Consider the following 24,629-nt stretch of genomic DNA (forward strand, 5'->3'; position numbering starts at 1 on the left):
GCTTCTGGCCGTTTTCTGCCGGTCGCAACAGGCAGCAATCGACCCATTGCTGTCGTTCGAGTTTCGTCGACTATCGTCTGTTTCGCAGCGGTAGCAGTCACCCGTTATGACGAGCTGGACGTGAGGTTCGGCAGGTTCGTGATATCGCCTTGATCTTTGAGCACCTACGTTAATGTGAACAGATCCTAGTCCAATTTAACGATTCCACACAGTGCTCCCCCGCGCACAGTGACTTGTACCGGCGCAAAGCCGCCCATCACAAAGCGGAGACATCAAATGAAAAGACTGCAAGGCCGTGTGGCCCTGATTACCGGCGCAGGAGCCGGCATTGGCAAAGGCCTGGCCCGTCGTTTCGCAGCCGAAGGCGCTTCGCTATGGCTGGCGGATATTAATGCTGCAGCAGGTGAATCCGCTGCAGCAGAAATCCGATCTGAATTTGGTGTGAAGGTAGGCTTTGCTACCACAGACGTGAGCGAACGCGCTGCTGTACAAGACATGGTGGGCGCAGCCCAACAACACTTTGGCCGTGTAGACATTCTCGTTAACAATGCCTGGGGCCGCCGCCCAAATAGCCCATCCGGCTTTGCGAGTGTGGATACGCTGACCGATTTGGACGCCGACTGGGCCTGGCGCATTGGCACGCAATCAGCACTGTGGGCCATGCAGGCGACATTTCCCGGTATGAAAGAGCGCAGCTGGGGCCGGGTCATCAATATGTGCTCGCTAAACGGCGTCAACGCCCACCCCTATTCGGTGGACTACAACATGGCCAAGGAGGCGCTGCGCACTCTCACACGCTCCGCCGCGCGCGAGTGGGCGGCCTATGGTATTTGCTGCAATGCCATTTGCCCCGGGGCAAACACCGAGGCATATCAAAAGTTCGCAACCGCCCAGCCTGACAACGCAGCCGATATGCTGCGGCTGAACCCCATGGGCTATATGGGCGACCCCGAGCGCGACATTGGCGGTGCAGCATTGTTTCTGGCCAGCGAAGATTGCCGTTATGTGACAGGTAATACACTGTTTGTCGATGGCGGCAGCCACATCAATGGCGTGCCCTGGTTGCCTAAGCAAAAGTAAATGCTTCTATTTTGATAGCTTGATATGAGTTATCTAACAGAGCACCCAACCAATTGAAACGCCAGCACTGTTCTAGGCCTGTTCACGAAAATTATGAGTACCTGCGGGAACGCTGACAATCCAGCATCCGCATGCATATCACTCGCGTTCAGTTCAAGCGTATCGCGAGCGCAATGAGGTGGAGCGCTTGTTTCGTAGGATCAAGGCATATCAGTTCAAAGCCGACAATGTCTGAAATACAGCCTGAAGCGGTCACTTAGCCAGCAGTGGCGATAGTCGGCTTCTGGCCGTTTTCCGCCCGTGACCAAGAGCCGAAATCGGCCCAGGCTGCGTGAAAAGCATGCGCCATTTCGAAGTGTGCGTTGCTACGTGAAATCTGCCAACGTTTGGTTAACCAGCAGACTGGAAATTTGCATAGGAACGCGCTTTTCGCTCCAGTCCTGACTGTCAAACCTGCTCCAAAACGTTTTCACACAACCTGGACCAAAAGCAGTCAGTAAGAGCGGCAGCGACAAGGTCGAACTTCATTGCAAGGTCTGCCGGTAGCAGCGCTAGCTCACTGGAGTTAATACAGGTTCCCCCGCGAAATGAGTTGTCAAGTTGTTGCAAGTCAGATCCAGCATTGCATGAACTGTCGCATGAGTAGAACTGGCCATATGCGGTGTCAGCACCACGTTCGGCAAAGCTAGCAATGCCCGAGAAACGTGCGGCTCATCGCAAAACACATCGAGCCCCGCCGCGAGAATCTTGCGGTCGCGCAAGGCCTCGACAAGGGCATCTTCGTCGACGATGGAGCCGCGCGCAATATTGATCAATACACCGCAGTCGCCAAGCTCTGCCAGCACGGCCGCGTTGATCATGCCGTGAGTGTCGGAGCCACCGCTCGCGCACAACACCAGATAATCGACACTCGCCGCCAATGTTTGTACATCGTTGCACCAGCGATAGGGCACATCAGCCTTTGGCGTGCGCCCCGTATACGCAATGCTCATACCGAACGCCAGGGCTCGTAAAGCCACTGCTCTGCCAATACGGCCCAAACCGACGATGCCCATTCGCCCGCCAAACACCCGCGCAGTCATCGGATGGCGGCCGACTGTCCATTCACCTCGTCGCACAAATCGGTCGGCGGTTAGCACTTGACGTGCGGTACACAGCAACAGCGCGATGGCGAAATCTGCAATGTCTTCGGTGGACAGTCCAGGGGTATGGGTGACCCGGACGTTGCGTTCGCGCGCGGCTTCAAGATCTATTCCATCGTAACCGACACCCATCACCGAAATGATTTCCAGCGCTTGCAGTCGAGCGATCAATACGCGGGGTACGCTGGATTCGGCAGTCGCAACAATGCCTCGCACAGTGGGGGCCAGTTCCATGAACCGCTTTTCGTCAAGAAGCGAATATGAGTGACAGTCGAAATGCTCGCCCAGGCGGATGATGAAATCATCGGGCAGGCGGGAAAGCAGTAGCAAAGTGGGTTTCATCGCGTTGTCATGTCTCGGCAAAGTACGAGGTATCAGCGGCGTGGACGTTTGTCATGCCGCCGTGACCGGTGGGAGGTTTATTCAAGAACGGCTGGATCGCGCCGGATTTCCTCGCGAGCCATGGCTTCCCACAGGAATGGGAACCCATTGGCATCGGTGCGCCCTCCGGTGGCGAGCGCGACGCTGGCGGGCAGCGGTGAGCCGCCGCCGAGCGTTTCGACATGCCAGGCCAGACGGCTGCGCCACTCCAGTGTGATCGCGCGCAGGTGTGCCTGGCGAATGCCGTTGGCCACCACCAGGACGCCGTGGTTGGCGAGCAACGCCCACTTTTGCGTTCCGAGAGCGTCCACGACGGCGCGGCCTCGTTCGGTGTCTTCAACGGTGCCCTGATACTCGTCATAGAGCACCGGGTCGGTGTCAACCAGGGCGGACGTCTGATCATAGATCGGTGGAATACGCCCGGCCGCCGACCACACTGATCCCCACTGCGGATGGTTGTGGATCACCACGCCGACATCATGCCGGGCGGTGTGTACATCAATGTGCAGGTTGATGGCCGGCGTGATGTTCCACTCCCCCTCGATCACCCTGCCTTGCGGATCGAGGCGCACGATATCCGAGGCGGTCACTTCCCCCCAGGTGAGTTCCCACGGATTGGCCAGGTACGTGCCGTCGTCCTGGCGAACGGTGATGTGGCCGGCGATATGGTCGTTATAACCCTCGCGATACAACACCCGACACAGCAATGCCACGGTCTGGTGGGGCGTCAACTCGGGCAGCAGCGCATATCGACCTGGCATGGGAGCGAAGCGGGCCAGCAAATCCTGGTTAAGCGAGTCCTTCAACATAGCTGTTTCCTCTTGAGCCACTGTCACAAGCGGTGATTGACCAATCAATGAATTAACCGTGGAACGACCCGCGGGCGAAAACCGAGGTGCGCTGCATACGCCGTTGGTGCGGTTGATAGTCGAGGATGGCGTTGTGGAGAACGCTACGGTTGTCCCAGAGCACCATGTCGCCGACTCGCCAGCGATGGCGGAAACCGAATTGGACGTGTTGGCAATGCGCATGCAGGTAGGCAAGGATGGCATCGCCCTCGGAGGTGGCCAGACCGTCGATATGGGTGGTGTAGGTCGGGCTCAGGTACAGCGCCTTGCGACCTGTCACCGGGTGCTGGATAACCAGCGGATGCAGGTGCCGTCGGTTCGCTTTTATGACCTCGACATAGCGCTCGTGCGTGACGACGTTTTGGCGCAGCGCTGCCGTCATGGGGCCGTTCATGTCGTGCCAGGCACTGAGGCCTTCGAGGTAGTGCTTCATGCGCTCGGACAGCGCGTCGTAAGCCGTGGTCATGCTGATCCAGCAGGTGTCGCCGCCACACGGCGGCAGGATCCGGGCGTGGGTCATTGTGACAATCGGTGGGCTGGGCAGAAAACTCTCGTCGTGGTGCCACATATCAGCACGATCGCCCAGCTTGGAGTCGATCACGGTGATCTGTTCAAGGCCCTCGCCCAGGTTGGGATAGAAGGTGTGTACTTCTGGCTCACCGAAATACCGTGCAATCGCCAAATGTTGCTCGGGCCTTAGTTCCGGGACGTGCAGCACGATGGCTTCATGTTTGAAAAGAGCCGCCTCAAGCGCCGCCAGCGTTGCTGGCAAAATCAATGATGTCGGATCCAAGTCAAGTACCTCGGCACCCAGGTTTGGACCAAGGGGCCGGACGGTGAAAGATGAAAGCATGGACAATCTCCCGATAGGGTTGAAACATCCGATCTGATGGGGCGCATTACTACGCGTCTGGACGATGTCTGGTTGACGAAAACGATCATACTCACGTCGCGACGGCTGAGATATTCGCATTCAACAAGTGACCACATATGTAGTTAACTGATTGATTTAGTTGAACAATATTAGATTGTTAGTACGGCGATAAATGCAGCACTCGGATTTCCATAAACAAGTCAGGAGATGAAACCACGATGAGCACAAAGTCCTCGCCGGCGCAGCTTCCCGCGTTACGCAAGCGTCCGACCCAATCACGCTCTCGTGCACTAGTCGACGCGGTGGAGCAGGCGTGCCTGCGGATCCTTGATGAGGCAGGCGAGAACGCGCTGACCGTCGCCCGCATCGCGGAAATATCAGGGGTCGCCGTCGGCTCGATCTACCAATATTTCCCCAACAAGGACGCGATCGTTGCCTTGCTGTACGAGCGTGTTCTCGACGAGGAATCCGAGGAACTACTGAGGGTGCGCGAAAGGCTGGTTGGCGTGCCATTGAGATCGGCACTGCGCGATATTCTGGCCAACATCATTCGTGTCGAAACGCGCCTGTTCAAATTGAACAACGCCTTTCACTTGCGTTACCACTGCGCCTTGCACCTGGGAATGTGGCGCGGCCCTTACCGCACGACGGGTGAATTCATCGAAGCGACCTGGCTGCCGCTCCTGCATCTGTACGAGCATGAGATCACCACAGAGCACCCTGCCTTGGCGGCTTATTTGCTAGGACAGGGGCTGCGCAGTGTCATCCGGTCGGTGTTGGAGGATACACCGGCACAGCTGGAACATCCGGCCTTGCTCGACAGCCTGGTCGCCATGGCTATCGGTTGCCTGCGTCCATCCGCATTCGACTGACAGGCGGCCCATACAGCAACGGGATTTTGTCAACATTCCTCACGCCGTATTTACCCTATGCTCCGTTATCAGCAGCTTCGTTCGCTTATTTGACTCGGTTTGGCCTTCAGACAGCATCGGCTGCGGGATCGAATCAATGGAAAATAACCCCCTCAAGGGTTCGCTGGGTAAATGCCTGCCGGCTACGACCGACCGCTTTGGGTCCAGGCTGTGTGAAAACGTTTTGGAGCAGGTTTGACAGTCAGGACTGGAGCGAAAAGCGCGTTCCTATGCAAATTTCCAGTCTGCTGGTTAACCAAACGTTGGCAGATTTCACGTAGCAACGCACACTTCGAAATGGCGCATGCGTTTTCACACAGCCTGGGCCGATTTCGGCTCTTGGTCACAGGCGGAAAACGGCCCATAGCTGCCCTTCACGAAGGGAAGTTAGCGACCAAAAGAAGACTGACTAGGAGCAGGCAAAGAGGATTTCACTTTGCGGCTCTGAGGACCTTAGGTGAGTTTGGTCCACCCGGTCAGTCGGAAGTAGGCAATGTTGGCGTCCTTGCCTTAGGGACATTTCAAGAGTTAATGCCTTTAAGGCAGTGGCTGAAAATTTCCATTTCAATTCCCTATTTTGGCCAAGCTTTGTTTCCGATACTGAACTCGCACGCAACTCACTGCTTGCATCCCCTAAAGGAAACGGACATGAGCCAAAAAAGCGATCAAGACAACCACTCGAATCAACTGAACCCCAACCATGACGCTTATTGGGAGTCTCGTGGCGACGATGGTCGTCCTGATGACTGGGAAAACCAAATCTGATTAGTCGAACTGAAGGTGTCGTAGCGGCGCCTTCAGCCGATCACATTTATCTACGAGTGCTATGGAAGTCAGCTGATCGATGCGATGGAAAAAACACATTGTAGGTATCGTGTTCAGCGCTCGCTCCTCAGCCCTTATTCAAATAATCGCAACGTCTACTTATGGACGCATACTAAAAGTCATGGATAGTGTTCTGTGTTCTCAGGATGAAATAACGGAATTTTTCGACTCGTTTGGCGAAGATGCGCGCGGCTGCAACGCGGTCCTGCTTCTTCCACTTGATAAAACACTTACTCTACTGGGCGTTCAGTTTCGAGAGGTTTGGTCAGCTAGCCGAGAGATTCGCAGGGGGTTGCCGACTTTCAAGACCGCACAAAAAATGCTCTCGGAGGACCCTGCAAGCCTCTCATTGTCATCAGTGAAGAAGCGCCTCCATATGACTCCGTTACCCAGGGGCGCACTTCAATTCGCTAAGTATCAATTAGGTAATGGCTACAGCGTCTCAACCGTCGTTCACTGGCTTGGCTTTCTGGAGCATGCAGCGTTCTCCACTCCGGTTGTATTGGAGTACTGGCAGGAAAAGCTCTACCAAATCTCTGACCTCAGTGGTGTTGGCATTCGATCCGTTTCCAGGCATCACGACCGCTATCTCATGTACACCTCGGCAGAGGTGGTTGAGCATCTCGGATGCCCGGCTAGCCGCCATCTGATGGCAGACCTTCTGAGCGAATTCAAAAACGACGATGAGATAGACAGGGATAAGCGAGTGGGTCAACTGATGGCAGCTGATGCGTTTTCAGTTCTATTGAGACTCGCTGCATGGCTCATAGCTGAGGCACAAATAGCAAACTGGGATTGGGAGGTGAGCGAGAATTCTCACAACAGCGTTCACGCTGCCTGGGCGATCCCGAAATGGTGTGGATCAGCTCAGAGCTGGTCGAATCCAATGGAACACGCGCTTGAGAAGCTTGCCAAAGCATCGGGTTGGTCTGGGAAGAAACAAAAGCCTGTGACCTACCTAGGTAAGGTCTGGGCAGAGGCTGAGGACATGCCTGAAAGCTCCAAAATCAGGTTGCTGAGAAACTGGGTTCAACTCAAACCAAGTCGACCCTCCTTCAAAAGCATGCAAAACCTCGTACGCGTATGCTTCGATCTGGCTGTTAAAGCGCGTCATGAGCTACCTGCTGACGTGGTAGTCGCTTATTGGCAAGGTGCATGCTGGTTTCGCTTTGCCGAGACGATGGCAATTCTGGTTCGAGACTTCCAGAAAGATGGCTGGTCCACAGATTTGATCGCTTCAATGATGAGTGTCTACGAGTCGGAATATCGAACTGCTCGTGCCCTTATGGGGAAACCCATCAACGACTGAAAACGGCCACTCCGATCAATCACGCACGACGCACAGAAGTCGGCCACGCGCCTCATATGTTTTTCCGTCTTCACGAACCGCAATTTTCATAACGTTTACCTCGTCATTGGATAAACCCCATTTTGGCCCCAAAAAAACACCCTTCCCGGACGGGGTTTGCACCCCTGGTACGTCGCCTGGCGGACGCAAAAAGGCCCGCAAGAGCGGGCCATTTGTGGAGCAGTGAGCGTAAAGGCGGTTAGTCGCGGACGGTACTTTTTTCAAGATTTCGCTTTTTTCGACTCAATCAGATCAAGCACCTTTTGCCCGTCCGGCATGCCCGACATGGTCTTCAGGAACACCACATTACGATCCAGCGCTTTCTTGATGGCGGCAGCGGAAAGAGGTTGCTCAAGAATCGTGAACCCCTCCAGTGTCTGATAATGGCACTCGTCCTTTTCACCCTCATGCTCGCGCATTTGAACGTCACCGGTGCCTCGACCATAGGCCACGATGCCTTTGCCGTTCTCGTACAGAAACACCACCTCATCCTTCTTGATACGGTTGATGTTCAGCTTCCAGGGCGAGTAGAACGCCGCAGCCGCTTTATGAGCCAGCATCCATTCATGGTCATCATCGGTATGGGCCTTGTTGGTGTTCAAAATGTGGAAGCCGGCGGCTGGTTGTGGCTCGGCTTCCTCCGCCAGAGCTAACTGAGCTAACTCGGCCTTTTCTACCTCGTCTAAAGCCGTTTGGGCAGCCTCGGCACCCTGTTCAAGCAATTTGAGCATGATCTCTTGCTTCGACAGCTCTAAATCATTGGCCAGCGTTTCGATGAAGGTATGCAGCGACTCGGGCATTCTGACGGTGGAAGCGATCGACTCTTTTTTGGCTTTTTTGGAGTTTTCGATCAGAGAGAGGATGCTTGTCATTGGTGAATCTCCTTTGGTTAAGTAGAAGCACCATATATCGATTCAGTTTATGAATCAACTCAGATTCCAAAATAAAACCTGATTCTGAATCGAATTGATCAATCTCTTAAAACTAACGATAAAATACGTTATCACCACTTAAAGGAGCTCCTATGGTCCATGGACCGCTGCCGATTTCCACCGGCTTTGACCAGCGTTATTCCTGCCACCACTGCGACATTGAGGACCTCGATCGTACTAAGGACGTCAACGAGCGAGACTGGACCTGTAACCACTGTGGCAGCTCGGTGAGCATCGTGCTGGCCGACGACGCCGGCAACTCAGAGCTGGTAATGCGGCACCAGGCCCAGCATCTCAAGGCCGAGCATTACGTCTACTTGGAACACAATTGGGCCGACGGCGCTCTCCGCGTGCTGGAGTCAAAACCCGCAGCGAAAGCCAATATGTGGTCCCTGGCCCTGAAGAATTATCGGCGCATCACAGTGGAGCCCGACCGCTATTTCAATTGCGTCATTTCAGGAGACATGCTCTAGGGGGCTGGTCGTGACGACATTATTCGAGGCTCTACCTAATGCGGAGCTTCCCATGTACATCTCGACAATTTGCCTGGACTGCGGCCTGCCCTTCGAGCCTGTTGAATGGAGCGAGGACCTCTCCGGTATCGGTGATGACTGCACCAACTGGGTAACCTTTGACGATGATGAGGTGTGCCAGTGCGCCGCCGAGGATGACAATGACTCACCTGATGAATATTGCCTAACGACGCCTCACCGCTGCCCAGTTTTCGGTAGACACTCGGTGTCCGCTTTTGGCCCAGAGTGTGTAAAAACGCTCATGGCCTCATCGTCTTGGATCTTCGACGTTCGTGGCTGAACGATCGCAAGGCAAATGCTGCGTGTCGCATCAGTCGCGGCCTGGAACACGTCCTAAGCAGCCGCTGGACAGCCTAGTGGCTGGTAGCGTAGTCAGGCGTATGAATTGGAGGAGTGGCAATGACAACAATCGATGTGAAATCCCGATTCGAAGCAAAGCTTCTTCGCCCGGCAAAGCCTGGTAATGATGCATCCTGGGCGTTCGTAGTACTGCCAAGAGACGTGAGTGAACAGCTTCCGAGGCGAGGAAGGACGACCGTTGAAGGCACAATCAATGGGCACCCTTTCCAGGCAACCCTTGAGCCGGATGGTCAGTTGAGCCATTGGCTGCAGGTAAGCAGAGAGTTACTCGAAGCCGCGGGCTCGGTTGTTGGGGATATCGTTATGCTGGAGCTAACCCCTGTGAAGAAGGAACCCGAGCCTGACATCCCGGCAGATTTTCAGGAGGCACTGACAGCCGCTCCTGAGGCTCGTAACGTCTGGAACAATACGACGACCATCGCACGAGTAGACTGGATACACTGGATTACTTCAGCCAAGCAACTCAAGACTCGCGCAAAACGAATTGATGATGCCTGCGATATGCTGGCTTCCGGCAAGAAACACGTTTGCTGTTTCGACCAGTCCGGCTACTACAGTAAGGCCTTCCGTGCGCCCGAGGCAGATGGAACACTCCGTTGAAAACGCCTGACAAATCGCCGCGAGCTGACCATCATCGAAGCTGACCGGCCTTAATATTCAAGGACCGCTCGGGCCTCCTCGGCGAGGTCCGCCTGGGGTGGCCCTTCACGATTCATCAGCGCCACCCATCAACCTCCATACACCCGCGCCATCTCCCCTCGCCGTTTCATCCGCGAAACAAATCCGCTGTTTCCCCTCATCAGGCGTTACCTGAACAGGCACCGCGCGCTCGCGTTTTTCCGGGCCTCGCACGATCAATGTGCAATTTCGTGCCAAATAGGAAACCGCGTTTCATATATGAAACGCTCAAAATAATCTGAAATCTCCTTAAACATCTAATAACAAAGGAGTTTTTGACAAAAAACAAAACGTCCACAGCTCTGGCATTGTTCATGCACTAAACGGCGTATCACCTATAAAACAGACCAGAGACCCTTCCCAATGGCTGTGAACGAGATGTACGCCGTCGCCCCGCAATGGAATAAGCCCGCTCCCAAGGACAATCCGGAGCCCACCGAAATTGAATTCCGCAATGTCGGCAAATGCTTCCCGGCCAAGGGAAAGTCCGAAGCGCCGTTTGCCATTCGCGAGGTGAACTTCAAGATCCGCCGCGGTGAAGTGGTGTCGATCATCGGCCCTTCCGGGTGTGGCAAGAGCACCATCCTGAACATGGGTTCCGGGTTGTATCGCCCTACCGAAGGCGAAGTCTTCGTCGGCGGCGAAGCCGTGACCGGGCCGGTCCGCCAGGTGGCGTTCATGCTGCAAAAAGACCTGCTGATGCCGTGGCGCAGTATTCGCCGCAACGTCGAACTGGGCCTGGAAATCCAGGGTGTGCCGGCCGCCAAGCGTCAGGCGGTGGCCAAAGATCTGCTCGATCGCTGCCACCTGCAAGGTTTTGCCGACCACTACCCCTTCCAGCTTGTCGGGCGGCATGCGCCAGCGTGCTGCGCTGGCCCGCACCCTGGCCATCGACCCGCAGGTGCTGTTCCTCGACGAACCGTTTTCGGCCCTGGATGCGCAGACCAAGATGATCCTGCAGCAGGACATGGCGCGGATGCTGTTCGATGAAAAGAAAACCGCGCTGTTCATCACCCATGACCTGATCGAAGCCATCGCCATGTCCGACCGCTTGCTGGTCATGAGCGCCCGCCCCGGCACCATCATCGAAGAAATCAGCGTCGACCTGCCGTTTCGCGACAACCCGCTGGAGCGCCGCAAGCTGCCGGAGATCGGGCCGCTGGCCGGTCGCCTGATGGAACTGCTGAAAGTCGGCGAAGACACCGAACTGCATTGATCAACGCCCTTGTGGCCATCAACCTTTTCAGGAGTACTCATGCTCAAGTCTCTGTTTCAACGCTTCAGCCAGGCCAGCGCCGTCGCGCTCGGCCTGGGCCTGGCCTTCGCTGCCCAGGCGCAGTCGACCGACGTGACTTACCTGTTGCCGGCGCCGCCGAACCTGCCGGCGTTCGCGCCGTGGATCATTGCGCAGCAAAAGGGTTACTACGCCGCCCAGAACCTGAACATGACCTTCATCGCGGCCAAGGGCGGTGTGGACGTGGCAAAGCAGATCGGTGCGGGTAACGCCATGCTCGGTGGCGCCCTCGGTGATACGCCCATCGTGGTACGGGCCAACGGCATTCCGGTGCGCAACGTCGCGGTGCTGGGCGCCGGCGGCGTCACCATGATTGCGACCAATGCGGCGCAGAACATCAATTCGATCACCGACCTCAAAGGCAAGACGGTGACCGTGATGTCCTACTCCGACACCACCTACTACGCCTTGCTCGCTTCCCTGCGTAAAGCCGGCCTGAGCAAGAACGATGTGAACATCCAGGCCGCCGGGCCCGCCGGTGTCTGGCAATTGTTCTCGGCGGACAAAGCCGTGGCAATGGCCGGCGTGCCGGACTGGGTGATCAACGCCGAGGAAGCCGGGGTGAAAATCAAGCTGATCCCGCAAGCGCAGATCTTCGACAGCATGGCTCAGTCGATCCTCGCCTCCGACGATGCCATCAAGCATCACCCGGACATTGTTCGCGGCACGGTCCAGGCAACCCTGCACGGAATGCGCGACATCATTGAAGACCCCCGCGCGGCCGCCGTGACCTTTGCCAAGGCTGTTCCCGCTTATGCCGGCAAGGAAGATTCGCTGGAGAAAATCTTCAAGCTCTACGTCGAGCACGTCTATGCCAACCAGACCGTACCGGGCCGAATCGATCCGGTGCGCCTGGAAGCGGTCCGCCAGTTCTATGTCAGCGAGGGCATCGTCACCCAGGAGCCCAAGCTCGACGACCTGTACACCAACCAGTTCATCGACACCCAAACCGCCGCGCAATGACGGTCAGTGACAACAAGGTACCGACACGATGAAAAACCTCAATAACTCCATGCTCGGCAGCGTCGCCCTGCTGATCCTGTTCCTGGTGCTCTGGCAGTGGGGCCCGGGACTGCTCGGCATGCCCGAATTCGTCATGCCGCAACTGAGTCGGGTGGCCCAGGAAAGCGTGGTGATGTGGCAGACCGGCGGCCTGTTGCAGCACACCTTGATCACCGCGTTCGAGATCATCGTCGCTCAGGCCTGGGCGCCCTGCTCGGCGTGGCGATCGGCGTGTCGCTGGGCCTGTCGCCCGCCGCAGAAGCCATGCTCTCGCCGTACATCCTGGCGCTGCAGATCGCGCCGAAAGTCGCCTTCGCCCCGCTGTTCGTGATGTGGCTGGGCTACACCATCTACCCGAAGATCCTGATCGCGATCCTGATCGTGTTCTTCCCGGTGATGATCAACGTGCTGTCGGCGATTCGCACCGTGGACCCGGACATGATCAACCTCGTGCGGACCATGAACGCCAGCCGCTGGCAGATCTTCCGCCTGGTGGAGTTTCCGTCGGCCATGGCCGCGTTGTTCTCCGGTCTGCGCATTGCCTCGACCCTGGCCGTGATCGGCGTCACCGTCGGTGAACTGGTCGGCGGCAACCAGGGCCTGGGCTTCCTGCTGGTCGATGCCGAAGGCCAGGGCAATACCGCCGGGGTGTTCGTCGCCATCGTCATGCTGACGCTGATCGGGGTGCTTGCTTACGGCGCGGTGGTCTGGGCCGAGAAACGCATCCTGCACTACATGCCCAAAGCCATGCTGAGTACTCAATGATGACGACCCTCACTCGTTTGCTCGAAGGCCGTCGCGTGCTGGTCACCGGGGGCGCCCGCGGCCTGGGTTACGCCTTCGCCCAGGCCATCGGCCGCGCCGGTGCCCAGGTAGTGATCGCCGACATTCTCGCCGAGCGCGTCCAGCAATCGGCCGCCGAACTGGTCGCTGAAGGCCTTAGCGTTTATGGCGTGACGCTGGACCTGGCACAACCGGATTCGATCGATGCCTGCATCGCCGAAACCAGCCGTTTGCTCGGTGGGCTGGACGGCCTGGTCAACAACGCGTCGATCACCAATTCCGGCGGCAAGACCTGCGAAGAGCTGAGCCTGGATACCTGGGACCAGGTGATGCAGGTCAATGTGCGCGGCACCTGGCTGATGACCAAAGCCTGCCTGCCGGCCCTGCGCGCCAGTGGTCATGGCGCGATCGTCAACCTGGCGTCCGACACCCCGCTGTGGGGCGCGCCGAACCTGTTGGCCTATGTCGCCAGCAAGGGCGCGATCATCGCCATGACCCGTAGCCTGGCCCGCGAGCTGGGTGGCGACAACATCACGGTCAATGCCATCGCGCCCGGCCTGGTGCTGGTCGAAGCCACCGCCTACGTGCCCGAAGCGCGTCACCGCTTGTACAACGACCAGCGGGCGATTCAGCGCCCACAACTTCCCGAAGACGTCAGCGGCGCCGTGCTGTTCGCGCTGTCCGACCTCGCCCGTTTCATCACTGGACAAACCCTGCCGGTCAACGGCGGGTTCGTCATGCCTTGATCAGGAGATAGCCATGACCGATTTATCCGCGCAGCAAAGCACACCGAAAAGCTGGGAACAACCCGCCGGCAGCGACCTTGCAAGCTGGATGCAGACCCGCATCGCCCGCTACGAGACGCGCAAGTACGACTGGAACGCGCTGAAGTTCCAGGCTGACTACGACCCGAAATTCCGCCGCGCGCAGATGCGCTACATCGGCACCGGCGGCACTGGCGTGAGCACCGACATGAACACCATCCCGTCGGAGAACTTCACCTTCTCCACCATGGTGATTCCGGCCGGTCACGAAGGCCCGCCTCACCTGCACACCGACGTGGAAGAAGTGTTCTTCGTGCTGCGCGGCAAACTCAAGGTGGTGATCGAAAAGGACGGCGAGCGTTTCGAAACCATCCTCACCGACCGCGACGTGATTTCCGTGCCGCCCGGCGTGTACCGCGAAGAGATCAACATCGGCGATGAAGACGCGTTGATGTGCGTGATGCTCGGCGCGAAAAAACCCGTCACCCCGACCTACCCGCCAGAACACCCCCTGGCCTCGATCAAGCGCGGATAAGCCCATGTTGCACCGCCATCGATACCCTCCGCCCCGCCGCTCACGGCCGACCTCCAGGCCCAGTTGGCGCTGCACTTCCCCCAGCGCACGCTGGAGCTCGCAGGCGCCCGCCAGGCCGTGCGCGAATGCGGGGCCGGGCCGGCCATCGTGTTGCTGCACGGGATCGGCTCGGGCTCGGCGTCGTGGCTGCAAGTGGCCCAGGAGCTGGGCCAGGGCGCCCGGGTGATCGCCTGGGACGCGCCCGGCTATGGCGACTCCACGCCTTTAAGGGCGTTGGCCCCGGACGCGTCGGACTACGCCGAACGGCTGATGCAGATGCTCGACGCCCTGGACATCCAGCGCTGTGTGCTGGTGGGTCACTCCCTGGGAGCGATCACCGCCACCGCGTTCGCCAGCGGCGTGCACCAGCAGCGCATCAGCCGCCTGGTCTTGATCAGCCCGGCCCAGGGCTACGGCCATCCATCGCGCGCCTTGCAACGCCAGGACGTGCGCAACAAACGCCTGCGCGCCCTGGAGCAACTGGGCATCCCGGGCATGGCCGAGCAACGCAGTGCCTACATGCTCTCGCCCCACGCCAGCCCCAAGGCACAGGCCTGGGTGCAGTGGAACATGGCGCGGCTCAATCCCGAGGGCTATCGCCAGGCCAGCGAGCCTGCTGTGCGGCGATGACCTGCTGCGCCACGCGCCGCTGTCGATGCCGTGCGAAGTGCATTGCGGCGAAGCCGACGGCATCACCGCGCCCGAAAGCTGCCTGACCCTGGCCAAGGCCCTGGGCGGCACGTTCAACCTTATCGCCGATGCCGGGCACGCCAGCCCCATCGAACAACCTTGTGTGGTGGCGGGCCGTCTGGCCTGCGCCATCAAAGAATCCCTGACAGGTGCATCGCTATGAACGATTCAGATCTGCTGAAGGACGCTCAGGACAAATACATCGTGCCGGGCCTGGAAGCGTGCCTGCTGCTGCTCTGCGAGTTCAGCCGGCGCAACCGCACGCTGACCGCGCCGGAACTGGCCCGGCGCCTGGCGCTGCCGCGCTCGACGATTTTCCGCTTGCTGACGACCCTGGAAACCATGGGCTTCGTCACCCGCAGCGGCAATGAATATCGCCTGGGCATGTCGGTGCTGCGCCTGGGCTTCGAGTACCTGGCCTCGCTGGAGCTGACCGAACTCGGCCAGCCGCTGCTGGCCCGCCTGTGCGACCGCCTCAACTACCCGAGCAACCTGGTGGTGCGCGACGGCCGTTCGATCGTCTACGTGGCCAAGGTCTCGCCGCCGTCGGTGTTCTCCAGCGCGGTGAATGTCGGCACCCGCCTGCCCGCCCACGCCACGGTCCTGGGGCGCATCCTGCTCGAAGACCTGTCGCTGGCCGAGCTGCGCGAGCTTTACCCGGAAGATCACCTGGAGCAGTTCTCGCCCTGCACGCCGAAAACCGTGATGGAGCTGTTCGACATGGTCCAGGCCGACCGTCAGCGCGGGTTTGTCAGCGGTGAAGGCTTCTTCGAGTCAGCGATTTCCACCGTCGCCGCACCGGTGCGCGATCAATCCGGGCAGATCGTCGCGGCCCTGGGCGTGACCATTCCGACCACGCAAATCGCCCACGTCAACTTCAACGAATTGCTCCTGCAGGTGCGTCGCAGCGCCGACGAGCTGTCGCGGTTGCTCGACTACAACAGCGCGGCCGGCCACGACGGCCAGCAGCGCGTGACCGCCCTGATGAGGGATTGAGATGAGCCTCTATCAACTGCAAGGCAGCACGGCCATCGTGACCGGCGGCTCCTCCGGGATTGGCCTGGCCTGTGTCGAGTTGCTGCGCGAAGCCGGCGCCGCCGTGGCCTTCTGCGGTCGCGACGAAGACCGCCTGCGTAGCGTCGAAGCCGACCTGCGCCAACGCTTTCCCCACGGGCGGTTGCTGGCCCGGGTGTGCAACGTGCTCGACGCGGAATCAGTCAACGCCTTTGCCGCCGCCAGCCTGGCCGCACTGGGCCCGGCCAGCGTGCTGATCAACAACGCCGGACAGGGTCGGGTCTCGACCTTCGCCGACACCACCGACAGCGCCTGGACCGAAGAGCTGAACCTGAAATTCTTCTCGGTGATCAACCCGGTTCGCGCCTTCAAGGCGCAGCTGCAAGCTCAACCGAACGCCGCCATCGTCTGCGTCAATTCGCTGCTGGCCAGCCAGCCGGAGCCGCACATGGTCGCCACCTCGGCCGCCCGCGCCGGGGTGATGAACCTGGTGCGCTCGATGGCCACCGAATTCGCCGTCGATGGCATTCGGGTCAACGGCATCCTGATTGGCCTGGTCGAGTCCGGGCAATGGCGCCGGCGTTTCGAAGCCCGCGAAGAGCGGGAGCTGGACTGGAGCCAATGGACCGCCCGCCTGGCTCGACAAAAACACATTCCCTTGGGGCGCCTGGGCCTGCCGATTGAAGCGGCCCGCGCGATCCTGTTTCTGGCCTCGCCTCTGTCGGCTTACACCACAGGCAGCCATATCGATGTTTCCGGAGGCCTGTCCCGCCATGCGTAATGAAAATACTGTCACCGTTGGCGCTGCCATCACCGCGTTCCTCGAGCAATGCGAGGTCAAGGCCGCGTTCGGCGTGATCTCGATCCACAACATGCCGATCCTCGATGCGTTCGCCGTGCGCGGCAACATCCGCTTCGTCATGGCCCGGGGTGAAGCCGGCGCCACCAACATGGCCGATGCCTATGCCCGCACCACCGGTGGCCTGGGCGTGTGCCTGACGTCCACCGGCACCGCGGCCGGCAACGCCGCCGGAGCACTGGTCGAAGCATTGACCGCCGGCACGCCGCTGCTGCACATCACCGGGCAGATCGAAACGCCATACCTGGATCAGGAATTCGCCTACATCCACGAAGCCCGCGATCAGCTGACCATGCTCAAGGCCGTGTCGAAGGCCGCGTTCCGCGTGCGCAGCGTCGAGACCGCGATCAGCACCCTGAAGCTGGCCGTGCAGACTGCACTGACCGCGCCTACCGGGCCGGTCAGCGTGGAAATCCCGATCGATATCCAGTCGACCTTTATCCCGATGCCGACCGACCTGTCGCCGCTGCCGATCCCGGTGGCCGTGCCCGCGCCAGAAGCGCTGGACCTGGTCGCCGAACGCCTGGCCAGTGCCACTCGCCCGTTGCTGTGGCTGGGCGGTGGCGCGCGACATGCCGGGCCACAGGTCAAACGCCTGCTGGACATGGGCGTCGGCGTGATCACCTCGACTCAAGGTCGCGGCGTGGTCAACGAAGATGACGAGCGCTGCCTGGGCGCGTTCTCGCAGAACAAACTGGTCGAGCAGTTCCTGCAAAGCTGCGACGCCCTGCTGATCGCCGGCTCCCGCTTGCGCAGCAACGAGACCTTCAAGTACGCGCTGAAGTTGCCGCGCAACACCTTGCGCATCGACGCCAACCCGGCCATCGAAGGTCGCAGCTACAACAGCGAGCTGTTTTATCTGCCGGTGACGCGGCGCTGGCCCTCGAAGGCCTGGCCGACCGTCTCGAAGGTCGCTTGCAGATCGACCCGACGTTCCTCGCCGAGCTCAAGGCCGTTCGCGAAAAATCCCGCACGCAACTGATCGCCGACCTCGGCCCCTACTCGGCCATGGTCGAACAGCTGCAAGCCAGCACCGGGCGCAATTTCTCCTTGGTGCGCGACGTCACGCGGTCCAACAGCATCTGGGGCAACCGCCTGCTGACGCTGTACCACCCACGCGCCGGCGTGCATGCCCTTGGCGGCGGCATTGGCCAGGGCTTGTCGATGGGGATTGGCGCGGCGGTCGCGGCGGCGGAAACGGCGCCGGAGCGCAAGGTCTTCGCCCTGGCCGGTGACGGCGGTTTCATCCTTAACCTCGGTGAGCTGGCGACACTGGTGCAAGAGAACGCCAACGTGGTGATCCTGCTGATGAACGACCAGCGCTATGGCGTGATCCGCAATATCCAAGACGCGGTCTACGGCAGCCGTCACTGCTACGTCGACCTGCACACCCCGGATTATTCCAAGCTGGCCGAATCGCTGAACCTGCGCCACGGCCTGGTCTCCGACCTGAAGGATTTCGGCAAGGTCGTCGACGGCGCGCTGGCGCAACCCGGTCCGTTCCTGCTGGAAGTCGACATGCTCGCCGTCGGCAGCTTCGCCACCCAGTTCGCCGGCCCGCCCAACAGCGAAACCAAAGCGCAGAAAGCCACGGCTTGAGGACTTCGTCATGTTGCACATCACCATGATCGGCTGCGGCGCCATTGGCGTCGGCGTGCTCGAACTGCTGGAGAAAGACCCGCAGCTGTGCGTCGACTACGTGATCGCCTCGGCCGGTTCCGAAGAGCTGGTACGCCAGCGGCTGGCCAGTTTCAAACAACCGCCGCAAGTGTTGACGGCGTTGCCGGCCGATGCGCGCCCCGACCTGTTGGTCGAGTGCGCCGGCCACCGCGCCATCGAAGAACATGTGTTGCCGGCGCTGGAACGCGGCATCGCCTGCCTGATCGTCTCGGTCGGCGCGCTGTCCGAAGTCGGCCTGGTGGAACGCCTGGAAGCGGCGGCCGAACGCGGCCAGACCCGCATCGAATTGCTGCCCGGCGCCATTGGCGGTCATCGATGCGCTGTCGGCGGCCAAGGTCGGCGGCCTGGACTCGGTGAATTACACCGGACGCAAACCGGCGCGCGCCTGGAAAAACACCCCGGCTGATCAGGCCTTTGACCTGGACAGCCTTACCGAAGCCACGGTGATTTTCCAGGGCAGCGCCCGGGAAGCGGCCCGGCTCTACCCGAAGAATGCCAACGTCGCCGCGACCCTGTCGCTGGCCGGGCTCGGCCTGGATCGCACCCATGTGACGCTGATCGCCGACCCGCTGAGCGAGGAGAACGTGCATCACTTCGAAGCCCGCGGTGCCTTTGGCGGTTTCGAACTGAGCTTGCGCGGCAAACCGCTGCTGGCCAACCCGAAGACCTCGGCGCTGACCGTGTACAGCGTCGTCCGCGCCTTGGGCAACCATGCCCATGCGATTTCGATTTAGGGGACAGTCGATGACTCTCGAACAGACTTTACCGATCTGCATTGCCGGCGACTGGCGCCTGGGGCGCGGCGAGCGCTACGCCACCTGCTACCCCGCCACCGGCGAGGCCGTCGCCTGGCTCAACGCCGCCAGTGTCGACGACGTCGAAGACGCTGTACAAGGTGCGCACCAGGCGTTTCTGCACAGCGGCTGGGCCCAGCGCAAACCCCACGAGCGCGCCAGCGTGCTGTACCGCATCGCCGAACTGATCCGCGCACGCAGTGAAGAACTGGCGCAATTGCAGCGCCAGGACAACGGCAAACCGATCAACGAAACCCGGGCCCTGGTGGCCAGCGCGGCCGGCACCTTCCAGTTCTTCGCCGCGGCCTGTGAAACCCTCGAGGAAACCATCACCCCGTCCCGTGGTGACTTCGTCAGCATGAGCGTCTACGAGCCGATGGGCGTGATCGCCGCGATCACTCCGTGGAACTCGCCGATTGCCAGCGAAGCGCAGAAGGTCGCGCCAGCCCTGGCGGCGGGCAACGCGGTGGTGATCAAGCCGGCGGAAATCACCCCGCTGCTGGCCTTGCAACTGGCGCGCATCTGCGAAGAGGCCGGGCTGCCGAAAGGCTTGCTCAGTGTGTTGCCGGGCAAGGGTTCGCTGCTCGGTGATGCCTTGACGCGTCACCCGCTGGTCAAGCGCGTGTCGTTCACCGGCGGCACCAGGACCGGCAAACACATTGCCCACATCGCCGCCGACAAGATGATGCCGGTGTCGCTGGAACTGGGCGGCAAATCGCCGACCATCGTCCTCGATGATGCCGACCTCGACCACGCGGTGGCCGGTGTGCTGTACGGCATCTTCAGCTCGTCGGGCGAAGCCTGCATCGCCGGCTCGCGGTTGTTTGTCGCCCGGGCGCTGTACAAGCCGTTCATGGCGCGCCTGGTGGCTGCTGCCGCCGAACTGCGCGTCGGTGATCCGGCCGATGAACGCACGCAGATGGGGCCGCTGATCAGCGCCGCACACCGCGAGTCGGTGGAGCGTTATGTTGCTCTTGGGATCGCCGAAGGTGGACGCCTGCTGCTCGGTGGCGAGCGTCCGAGCGGTGGCGTGTACGACCAGGGTTATTACTACCCGCCGACCATCCTCGAAGGCTTGAACAACAGCCAACAGGTGTGCCAGGAAGAGATCTTCGGCCCGGTGCTGGTGGCCATGCCGTTCGATGACGAAGCGCAATTGCTCGAACAGGCCAACGACAGCCTGTATGCGCTCGCCGCCGGCATCTGGACCCGCGATTACAAGCGCGCCTGGGCCCTGGGTCGAAAAATCCAGGCCGGTACGGTGTGGATCAACACCTACAAGCAGTTCTCGATTTCCACCCCGTTCGGTGGCTGGCGCGACAGCGGTTTGGGCCGGGAAAAAGGCCGCCTCGGCATCCTGCAGTACATGGAACAGAAGAGCCTCTATTGGGGCATGAATCAACAGCCACTGGCCTGGGCCGGTGTGCAAACGGAGGTTGGGTTATGAGCGTTCTAGGTATCGATGAAGTCACCTACGGCGTCGAGGACCTCGCGACCAGCGTGCGGTTCTTCAGCGACTGGGGCTTGAACAAGGTCAGCGAGCAGCCTGACGAGGTGATTTTCGAAACCCTCAACGGTTGCCGCGTAGTGCTCGCCGACATCGACAAGGCTGGTTTGCCGCCGGCGATCGAAGCCGGTTCGACCGTGCGCGAAGTGGTCTGGGGCGTCGAAAGCGCGGCGGACCTGAAGCTGTACAGCGAGCGCATCGCCAACGATCCCGGCTTCATCGAAGCTGACGGGCGCATCGGTTGCACCGACCCCAATGGCCTGGCGATCCGCCTGCAGGTGACGCGCAAGCGCGAACTGCAGATCGAGTGCAGCGGCCACAACACCTGGCAAACCAAAGGCCGGATCAACAAGGCCGCGCCGATCTACGACCACGCCACGCCGATCGAAGTCGGGCACGTGGTGTTCTTCGTCAAGGACGTCAATGCCTGCGAAGCCTTCTACCACGAGCGTTTCGGCTTCCAGGCCTCGGACCGCTATCCGGACCGCGGCGCGTTCCTGCGCACCGCCGAAGAAGGCGGGCATCACGACCTGTTCATGCTGCAACTGCCCGCCCCTCGCGCCGGCCTGAACCACGTCGCCTTCACCGTGCGCGATGTACACGAAGTGTTCGGCGGCGGCATGCACATTTCCCGCCGCGGCTGGGCCACGGAAATCGGCCCCGGCCGGCACCCGGTGTCGTCGGCGTTCTTCTGGTACTTCAAGAACCCGGCCGGCGCGCTGGTGGAGTACTACGCCGACGAAGACCAACTGACCGGCGAATGGCAGCCACGCACCTTCGAACCCGGCCCGACGGTATTCGCCGAATGGGCGATCGCCGGTGGCATCGATGGCAATACCCGGCGCCAGCAACATGTCGAAGCGCCCCAGGGCAAGTTCCTTACCGACAAGCCAAAACCCTGAACGAACACGACGTACGACTTTATTCCCGTGGGCGAAACGATCCGCGAACGGGTACGCAATGGAGGTCAATGAGATGAGCAATACCGAACCCTACCTGGAGCCCCATCAGGCTCGCAAACGGCCCAACACCCAGTTCGAAGAGTTGCTCGGCGACTCCATCGAACGCGCGTTCGGCCATGGCGTGACCGAGCTGCCCGACCTGCTCGCACACCTGAACCTGGCCGGGCCGCCCTGCCCGCTGACCACCGGCGAGTGGACTGCGGATGCCTATAAAACCCTGATGGCTCGGCTGGGCGAATGACCCGCCGGAGGACAATAAGAAATGAACATGAATACAACCGTCGATCCTGTTGAAAACCTCTTGGCCAACGGCTTGAAGAACCTGTGGTTCCCGGTGCTGCCGTCCGATCAGCTGGGTGAAAAACCGCTGTCGATCCGTCGCCTGGGCTACAAGATTGCCCTGTGGCGCGACAATGACGGCAGCGTGCATGCCCTGGAAGACCACTGCCCCCATCGCGGCGCGCCGTTGTCCCAGGGCCCGGTGCTGGGTGACCGCCTGCAATGCCCTTATCACGGCGTCGAAGTGCGCTGCGATGGCACCGTGACCAAAGTCCCCGGCAGCCCGGGTTGCAAACTCGAAGGCAGCCGCCCGACGCGGATGTTCCACACCCGTGAAGCCGCGGGCGCGATCTTCCTCTACAACGCCGCCGACCCGCACGAGGACAACCCGCCGGAACTGGTGCTGCCCGAGCAACTGACCTCCCCGCAGTGGAGCAGCTTCCTGTGTTACGCCGAGTGGAAAGGCGATTACCGCTACGTCATCGACAACGTCATGGACCCGATGCACGGCACCTACCTGCACAAGATGTCGCACTCCATGAGCGAAGGCGAAGCCACGGCCAAGTTCGTCAACCGCGACACCGACCACGGTTTCTTCTTCGAGAAGGAAGGCCAGCGCGGGGTGAATTTCGACTGGACCGAATTCATGGACAATACCTGCCACTGGCTGCGCCTGGAAATTCCGTACCCGAAAACTGGCGGCCCCGGCGGCAACTTCACCATCATCGGCAGCTACACGCCGAGCAGCCGCTCATTGTCGGCGGTGTTCCACTGGCGTTGCCGGCCACTGACCGGCTGGCAGCGGGACACCTGGCGCTTCCTCTACAAGAATCGTCTGGAAGCGCGGCACTGGGCGGTGCTGGAACAGGATCGGGTGCTGCTCGAATTCATGGAGCCGGACGCCAACAAGCGGGAAAACCTGTACCAGCATGACCTCGGCGTGGTGCGCCTGCGCCGCTACCTGAAAAATGCGGCCAAGGCCCAGCTGGAGCTGATCGACGCGAAGCAGTTGCCATGAACGTGTCCAATTCCTCCCCCCTCACCGCGCTCGTGCACACCCTGCGCTACGAAGCCGAAGGCATCATCAGCGTCGAGTTGCGGCCGTATGGCGACACGGTCTTCCCTCCGTTCGAAGCCGGCTCGCACATTGACCTGCACCTGCCCAACGGCCTCGTGCGCAGCTACTCGTTGCTCAATTCGCCGAGCGATCGCGGCCGTTACGTGGTCGGCATCCTGCGCGATCGCAACAGCCGTGGCGGCTCGGAATTCGTGCATGGGCAATTGCGGGTCGGCATGCAACTGCCAATCTCGTCGCCGCGCAATAACTTCCAGCTCGACCTCAACGCCAGACACAGCGTGCTGGTGGCCGGTGGCATCGGCATCACGCCGATCTACTGCATGTTCCGCCAACTGCTGGCCCTGGGAAAATCCGCCGAGCTGATCTACTGCGCCCGTTCGCGGCAGGAAGCCGCACTGGTCGAAGAACTCAGCGGCCTGAGCGCCAAGGTGGTTTATCACTTCAACGATGAAAAAGGCATGCCGCCCGACTTGAGCGCCTACCTGGCGGGCCAGCCGGCTGACACGCATTTCTATTGCTGCGGTCCGACGCCGATGCTCGATGCCTTCGAAAGCACCTGCGAAGGCCTCGGTTACCCCCACGCGCATATCGAGCGCTTCACCGCGGCGGAGTTGCCACCGTCTGAAGATGCCCAGAGCAGTTACAGCGTCGAACTGAAAAAAACCGGCAAGACCCTGTCGATCGAGCCAGGCTTGAGTTTGCTCGACGTATTGCTCGAGGCGGGTTGCGACATTGAATACAGCTGTCGCGAAGGGGTCTGCGGTTCGTGCGAAACCCGGGTCCTGGAAGGTGAAGTCGATCATCGGGATGGCGTGCTGACCAAGGCCGAGCGTGCGGCGAATAAATCGATGATGGTTTGTGTATCGGGTTGCAAGAGTCGGCGGTTGGTTCTCGATTTATAACTGGTGTTCTATTTCATCCATTAAACAGGCCGACACTTTTGTCGGCCTTTTTTATGCGCGTCCACTGGTTTGGACGCCACCTCATTTTCCAGCATGGGCACGGTCCCCCTGTAGGAGCTGGCTTGCAGCGAAAGCGGCGGCACATTCAATATCAATGGCGACTGACACACCGCATTCGCTGGCAAGCCAGCTCCTACAGGGGGATCGGTGTCATGTTCGGATTGAAGGCTGGCGCAAGACCTGTAGGAGCGAGCTTGCTGGCGATGATCGTTAACGATAACGCGTGAGATATGGTTAAACGCGGCGCACTTGAGTCCATCGCCAGCAAGCTGGCTCCTACAAGGTATTGCGTTATCTGTGTTTCCTCGTGAAAGGCCTTTTTGTAGGCGAGTCGAGTAAGTGCGCACACATAACGTGCAGTTTCGTTACTCCTTGAAGCCCTCGTTTCACGGGCAATACAAGGAAATGCGTTTCCCATATAAACAATTGTTTTTACTGGATTTTATTCGGCAAAGAAGCACCGTCCAACAGTGGC

Annotated in this window: 19 protein-coding genes and 5 pseudogenes; 20 read left to right on the forward strand and 4 right to left on the reverse strand. The window is 60.1% G+C overall.

Features of this window, described 5'->3' with window-relative positions; genetic code table 11:
* Positions 1-276 precede the first annotated feature (276 nt).
* Positions 277-1,080 carry an SDR family NAD(P)-dependent oxidoreductase gene (locus BZ163_RS16935; RefSeq protein WP_128871866.1) on the forward strand — a complete coding sequence of 268 codons (804 nt, stop codon included), beginning with the start codon at positions 277-279 and terminating at the stop codon, positions 1,078-1,080.
* A gap of 551 nt (positions 1,081-1,631) precedes the next feature.
* Here the strand turns inward: BZ163_RS16935 and BZ163_RS16940 are convergent.
* From BZ163_RS16940 to BZ163_RS16950, 3 genes are all read right to left on the reverse strand, one after another.
* A complete protein-coding gene (locus tag BZ163_RS16940) occupies positions 1,632-2,564 on the reverse strand; it encodes a 2-hydroxyacid dehydrogenase (protein ID WP_128871867.1) in 933 nt (310 codons plus the stop codon).
* Positions 2,565-2,641: 77 nt separating this feature from the next.
* Entirely contained in the window at positions 2,642-3,412 is a 771-nt protein-coding gene (locus tag BZ163_RS16945) for a class II aldolase/adducin family protein (protein WP_128871868.1), read from the reverse strand.
* 52 nt (positions 3,413-3,464) lie between these two features.
* The gene (locus BZ163_RS16950) at positions 3,465-4,304 is read right to left on the reverse strand and encodes a TauD/TfdA family dioxygenase (protein ID WP_128871869.1); all 840 of its coding nucleotides are present in this window, start codon (positions 4,302-4,304) and stop codon (positions 3,465-3,467) included.
* Between the two features lie 239 nt (positions 4,305-4,543).
* On the opposite strand from BZ163_RS16950, the gene BZ163_RS16955 reads away from it, so the two are divergent.
* Entirely contained in the window at positions 4,544-5,197 is a 654-nt protein-coding gene (locus BZ163_RS16955) for a TetR/AcrR family transcriptional regulator (protein ID WP_228761556.1), read from the forward strand.
* A 985-nt stretch (positions 5,198-6,182) separates the two neighbouring features.
* A complete protein-coding gene (locus BZ163_RS16960) occupies positions 6,183-7,370 on the forward strand; it encodes a hypothetical protein (protein WP_128871871.1) in 1,188 nt (395 codons plus the stop codon).
* A 260-nt stretch (positions 7,371-7,630) separates the two neighbouring features.
* On the opposite strand, the gene BZ163_RS16965 is transcribed toward BZ163_RS16960, so the two are convergent.
* Entirely contained in the window at positions 7,631-8,281 is a 651-nt protein-coding gene (locus BZ163_RS16965) for a hypothetical protein (RefSeq protein ID WP_128871872.1), read from the reverse strand.
* Between the two features lie 152 nt (positions 8,282-8,433).
* Here BZ163_RS16965 and BZ163_RS16970 point away from each other — a divergent pair, with 152 nt between their 5' ends.
* From BZ163_RS16970 to BZ163_RS17055, 17 genes and pseudogenes are all read left to right on the forward strand, one after another.
* Positions 8,434-8,814: a hypothetical protein gene (locus tag BZ163_RS16970; RefSeq protein WP_128871873.1), complete on the forward strand. Its 381-nt coding sequence runs from the start codon at positions 8,434-8,436 to the stop codon at positions 8,812-8,814.
* A gap of 459 nt (positions 8,815-9,273) precedes the next feature.
* The gene (locus BZ163_RS16980) at positions 9,274-9,834 is read left to right on the forward strand and encodes a YdeI/OmpD-associated family protein (RefSeq protein ID WP_128871875.1); all 561 of its coding nucleotides are present in this window, start codon (positions 9,274-9,276) and stop codon (positions 9,832-9,834) included.
* A 441-nt stretch (positions 9,835-10,275) separates the two neighbouring features.
* A pseudogene (locus BZ163_RS16985) lies at positions 10,276-11,128 on the forward strand (ABC transporter ATP-binding protein).
* A 39-nt stretch (positions 11,129-11,167) separates the two neighbouring features.
* Complete coding sequence (locus tag BZ163_RS16990) at positions 11,168-12,169, forward strand: ABC transporter substrate-binding protein (protein WP_128871876.1); 1,002 nt, start codon at positions 11,168-11,170, stop codon at positions 12,167-12,169.
* A gap of 28 nt (positions 12,170-12,197) precedes the next feature.
* Positions 12,198-12,973: pseudogene (locus BZ163_RS16995) on the forward strand (ABC transporter permease).
* Positions 12,970-13,737 (forward strand): SDR family oxidoreductase, encoded by a 768-nt coding sequence (locus BZ163_RS17000; protein ID WP_178110485.1) that lies wholly within the window; start codon positions 12,970-12,972, stop codon positions 13,735-13,737. The pseudogene BZ163_RS16995 and the gene BZ163_RS17000 overlap by 4 nt, the downstream one beginning before the upstream one ends.
* A 13-nt stretch (positions 13,738-13,750) precedes the next feature.
* Positions 13,751-14,290: a cupin domain-containing protein gene (locus BZ163_RS17005; RefSeq protein ID WP_128871877.1), complete on the forward strand. Its 540-nt coding sequence runs from the start codon at positions 13,751-13,753 to the stop codon at positions 14,288-14,290.
* 21 nt (positions 14,291-14,311) lie between these two features.
* Positions 14,312-15,182: pseudogene (locus BZ163_RS17010) on the forward strand (alpha/beta fold hydrolase).
* Complete coding sequence (locus BZ163_RS17015; protein ID WP_128871878.1) at positions 15,179-16,015, forward strand: IclR family transcriptional regulator; 837 nt, start codon at positions 15,179-15,181, stop codon at positions 16,013-16,015. Before BZ163_RS17010 ends, BZ163_RS17015 begins: the two are co-directional and overlap by 4 nt.
* 1 nt (position 16,016) lies before the next feature.
* Positions 16,017-16,814 (forward strand): SDR family oxidoreductase, encoded by a 798-nt coding sequence (locus BZ163_RS17020; RefSeq protein ID WP_128871879.1) that lies wholly within the window; start codon positions 16,017-16,019, stop codon positions 16,812-16,814.
* Positions 16,807-18,491, forward strand: a pseudogene (locus BZ163_RS17025) (thiamine pyrophosphate-binding protein). Before BZ163_RS17020 ends, BZ163_RS17025 begins: the two are co-directional and overlap by 8 nt.
* Positions 18,492-18,501: 10 nt before the next feature.
* Positions 18,502-19,306 (forward strand): annotated as a pseudogene (locus BZ163_RS17030) (aspartate dehydrogenase).
* Between the two features lie 10 nt (positions 19,307-19,316).
* Entirely contained in the window at positions 19,317-20,813 is a 1,497-nt protein-coding gene (locus BZ163_RS17035) for an aldehyde dehydrogenase (protein WP_128871880.1), read from the forward strand.
* Positions 20,810-21,775: a VOC family protein gene (locus BZ163_RS17040; protein WP_128871881.1), complete on the forward strand. Its 966-nt coding sequence runs from the start codon at positions 20,810-20,812 to the stop codon at positions 21,773-21,775. The genes BZ163_RS17035 and BZ163_RS17040 overlap by 4 nt, the downstream gene beginning before the upstream one ends.
* A 73-nt stretch (positions 21,776-21,848) precedes the next feature.
* Positions 21,849-22,076 carry a recombinase-like helix-turn-helix domain-containing protein gene (locus BZ163_RS17045; protein WP_128871882.1) on the forward strand — a complete coding sequence of 76 codons (228 nt, stop codon included), beginning with the start codon at positions 21,849-21,851 and terminating at the stop codon, positions 22,074-22,076.
* A 21-nt stretch (positions 22,077-22,097) separates the two neighbouring features.
* On the forward strand, positions 22,098-23,132 hold the full coding sequence (locus BZ163_RS17050; RefSeq protein WP_128871883.1) for an aromatic ring-hydroxylating dioxygenase subunit alpha: 1,035 nt from the start codon (positions 22,098-22,100) through the stop codon (positions 23,130-23,132).
* Entirely contained in the window at positions 23,129-24,094 is a 966-nt protein-coding gene (locus tag BZ163_RS17055) for a 2Fe-2S iron-sulfur cluster-binding protein (protein ID WP_371916814.1), read from the forward strand. Before BZ163_RS17050 ends, BZ163_RS17055 begins: the two co-directional genes overlap by 4 nt.
* The last annotated feature ends 535 nt before the right edge of the window (positions 24,095-24,629 follow it).

This window comes from Pseudomonas sp. VI4.1, assembly GCF_002029345.1.
Taxonomy (GTDB): Bacteria; Pseudomonadota; Gammaproteobacteria; order Pseudomonadales; family Pseudomonadaceae; genus Aquipseudomonas.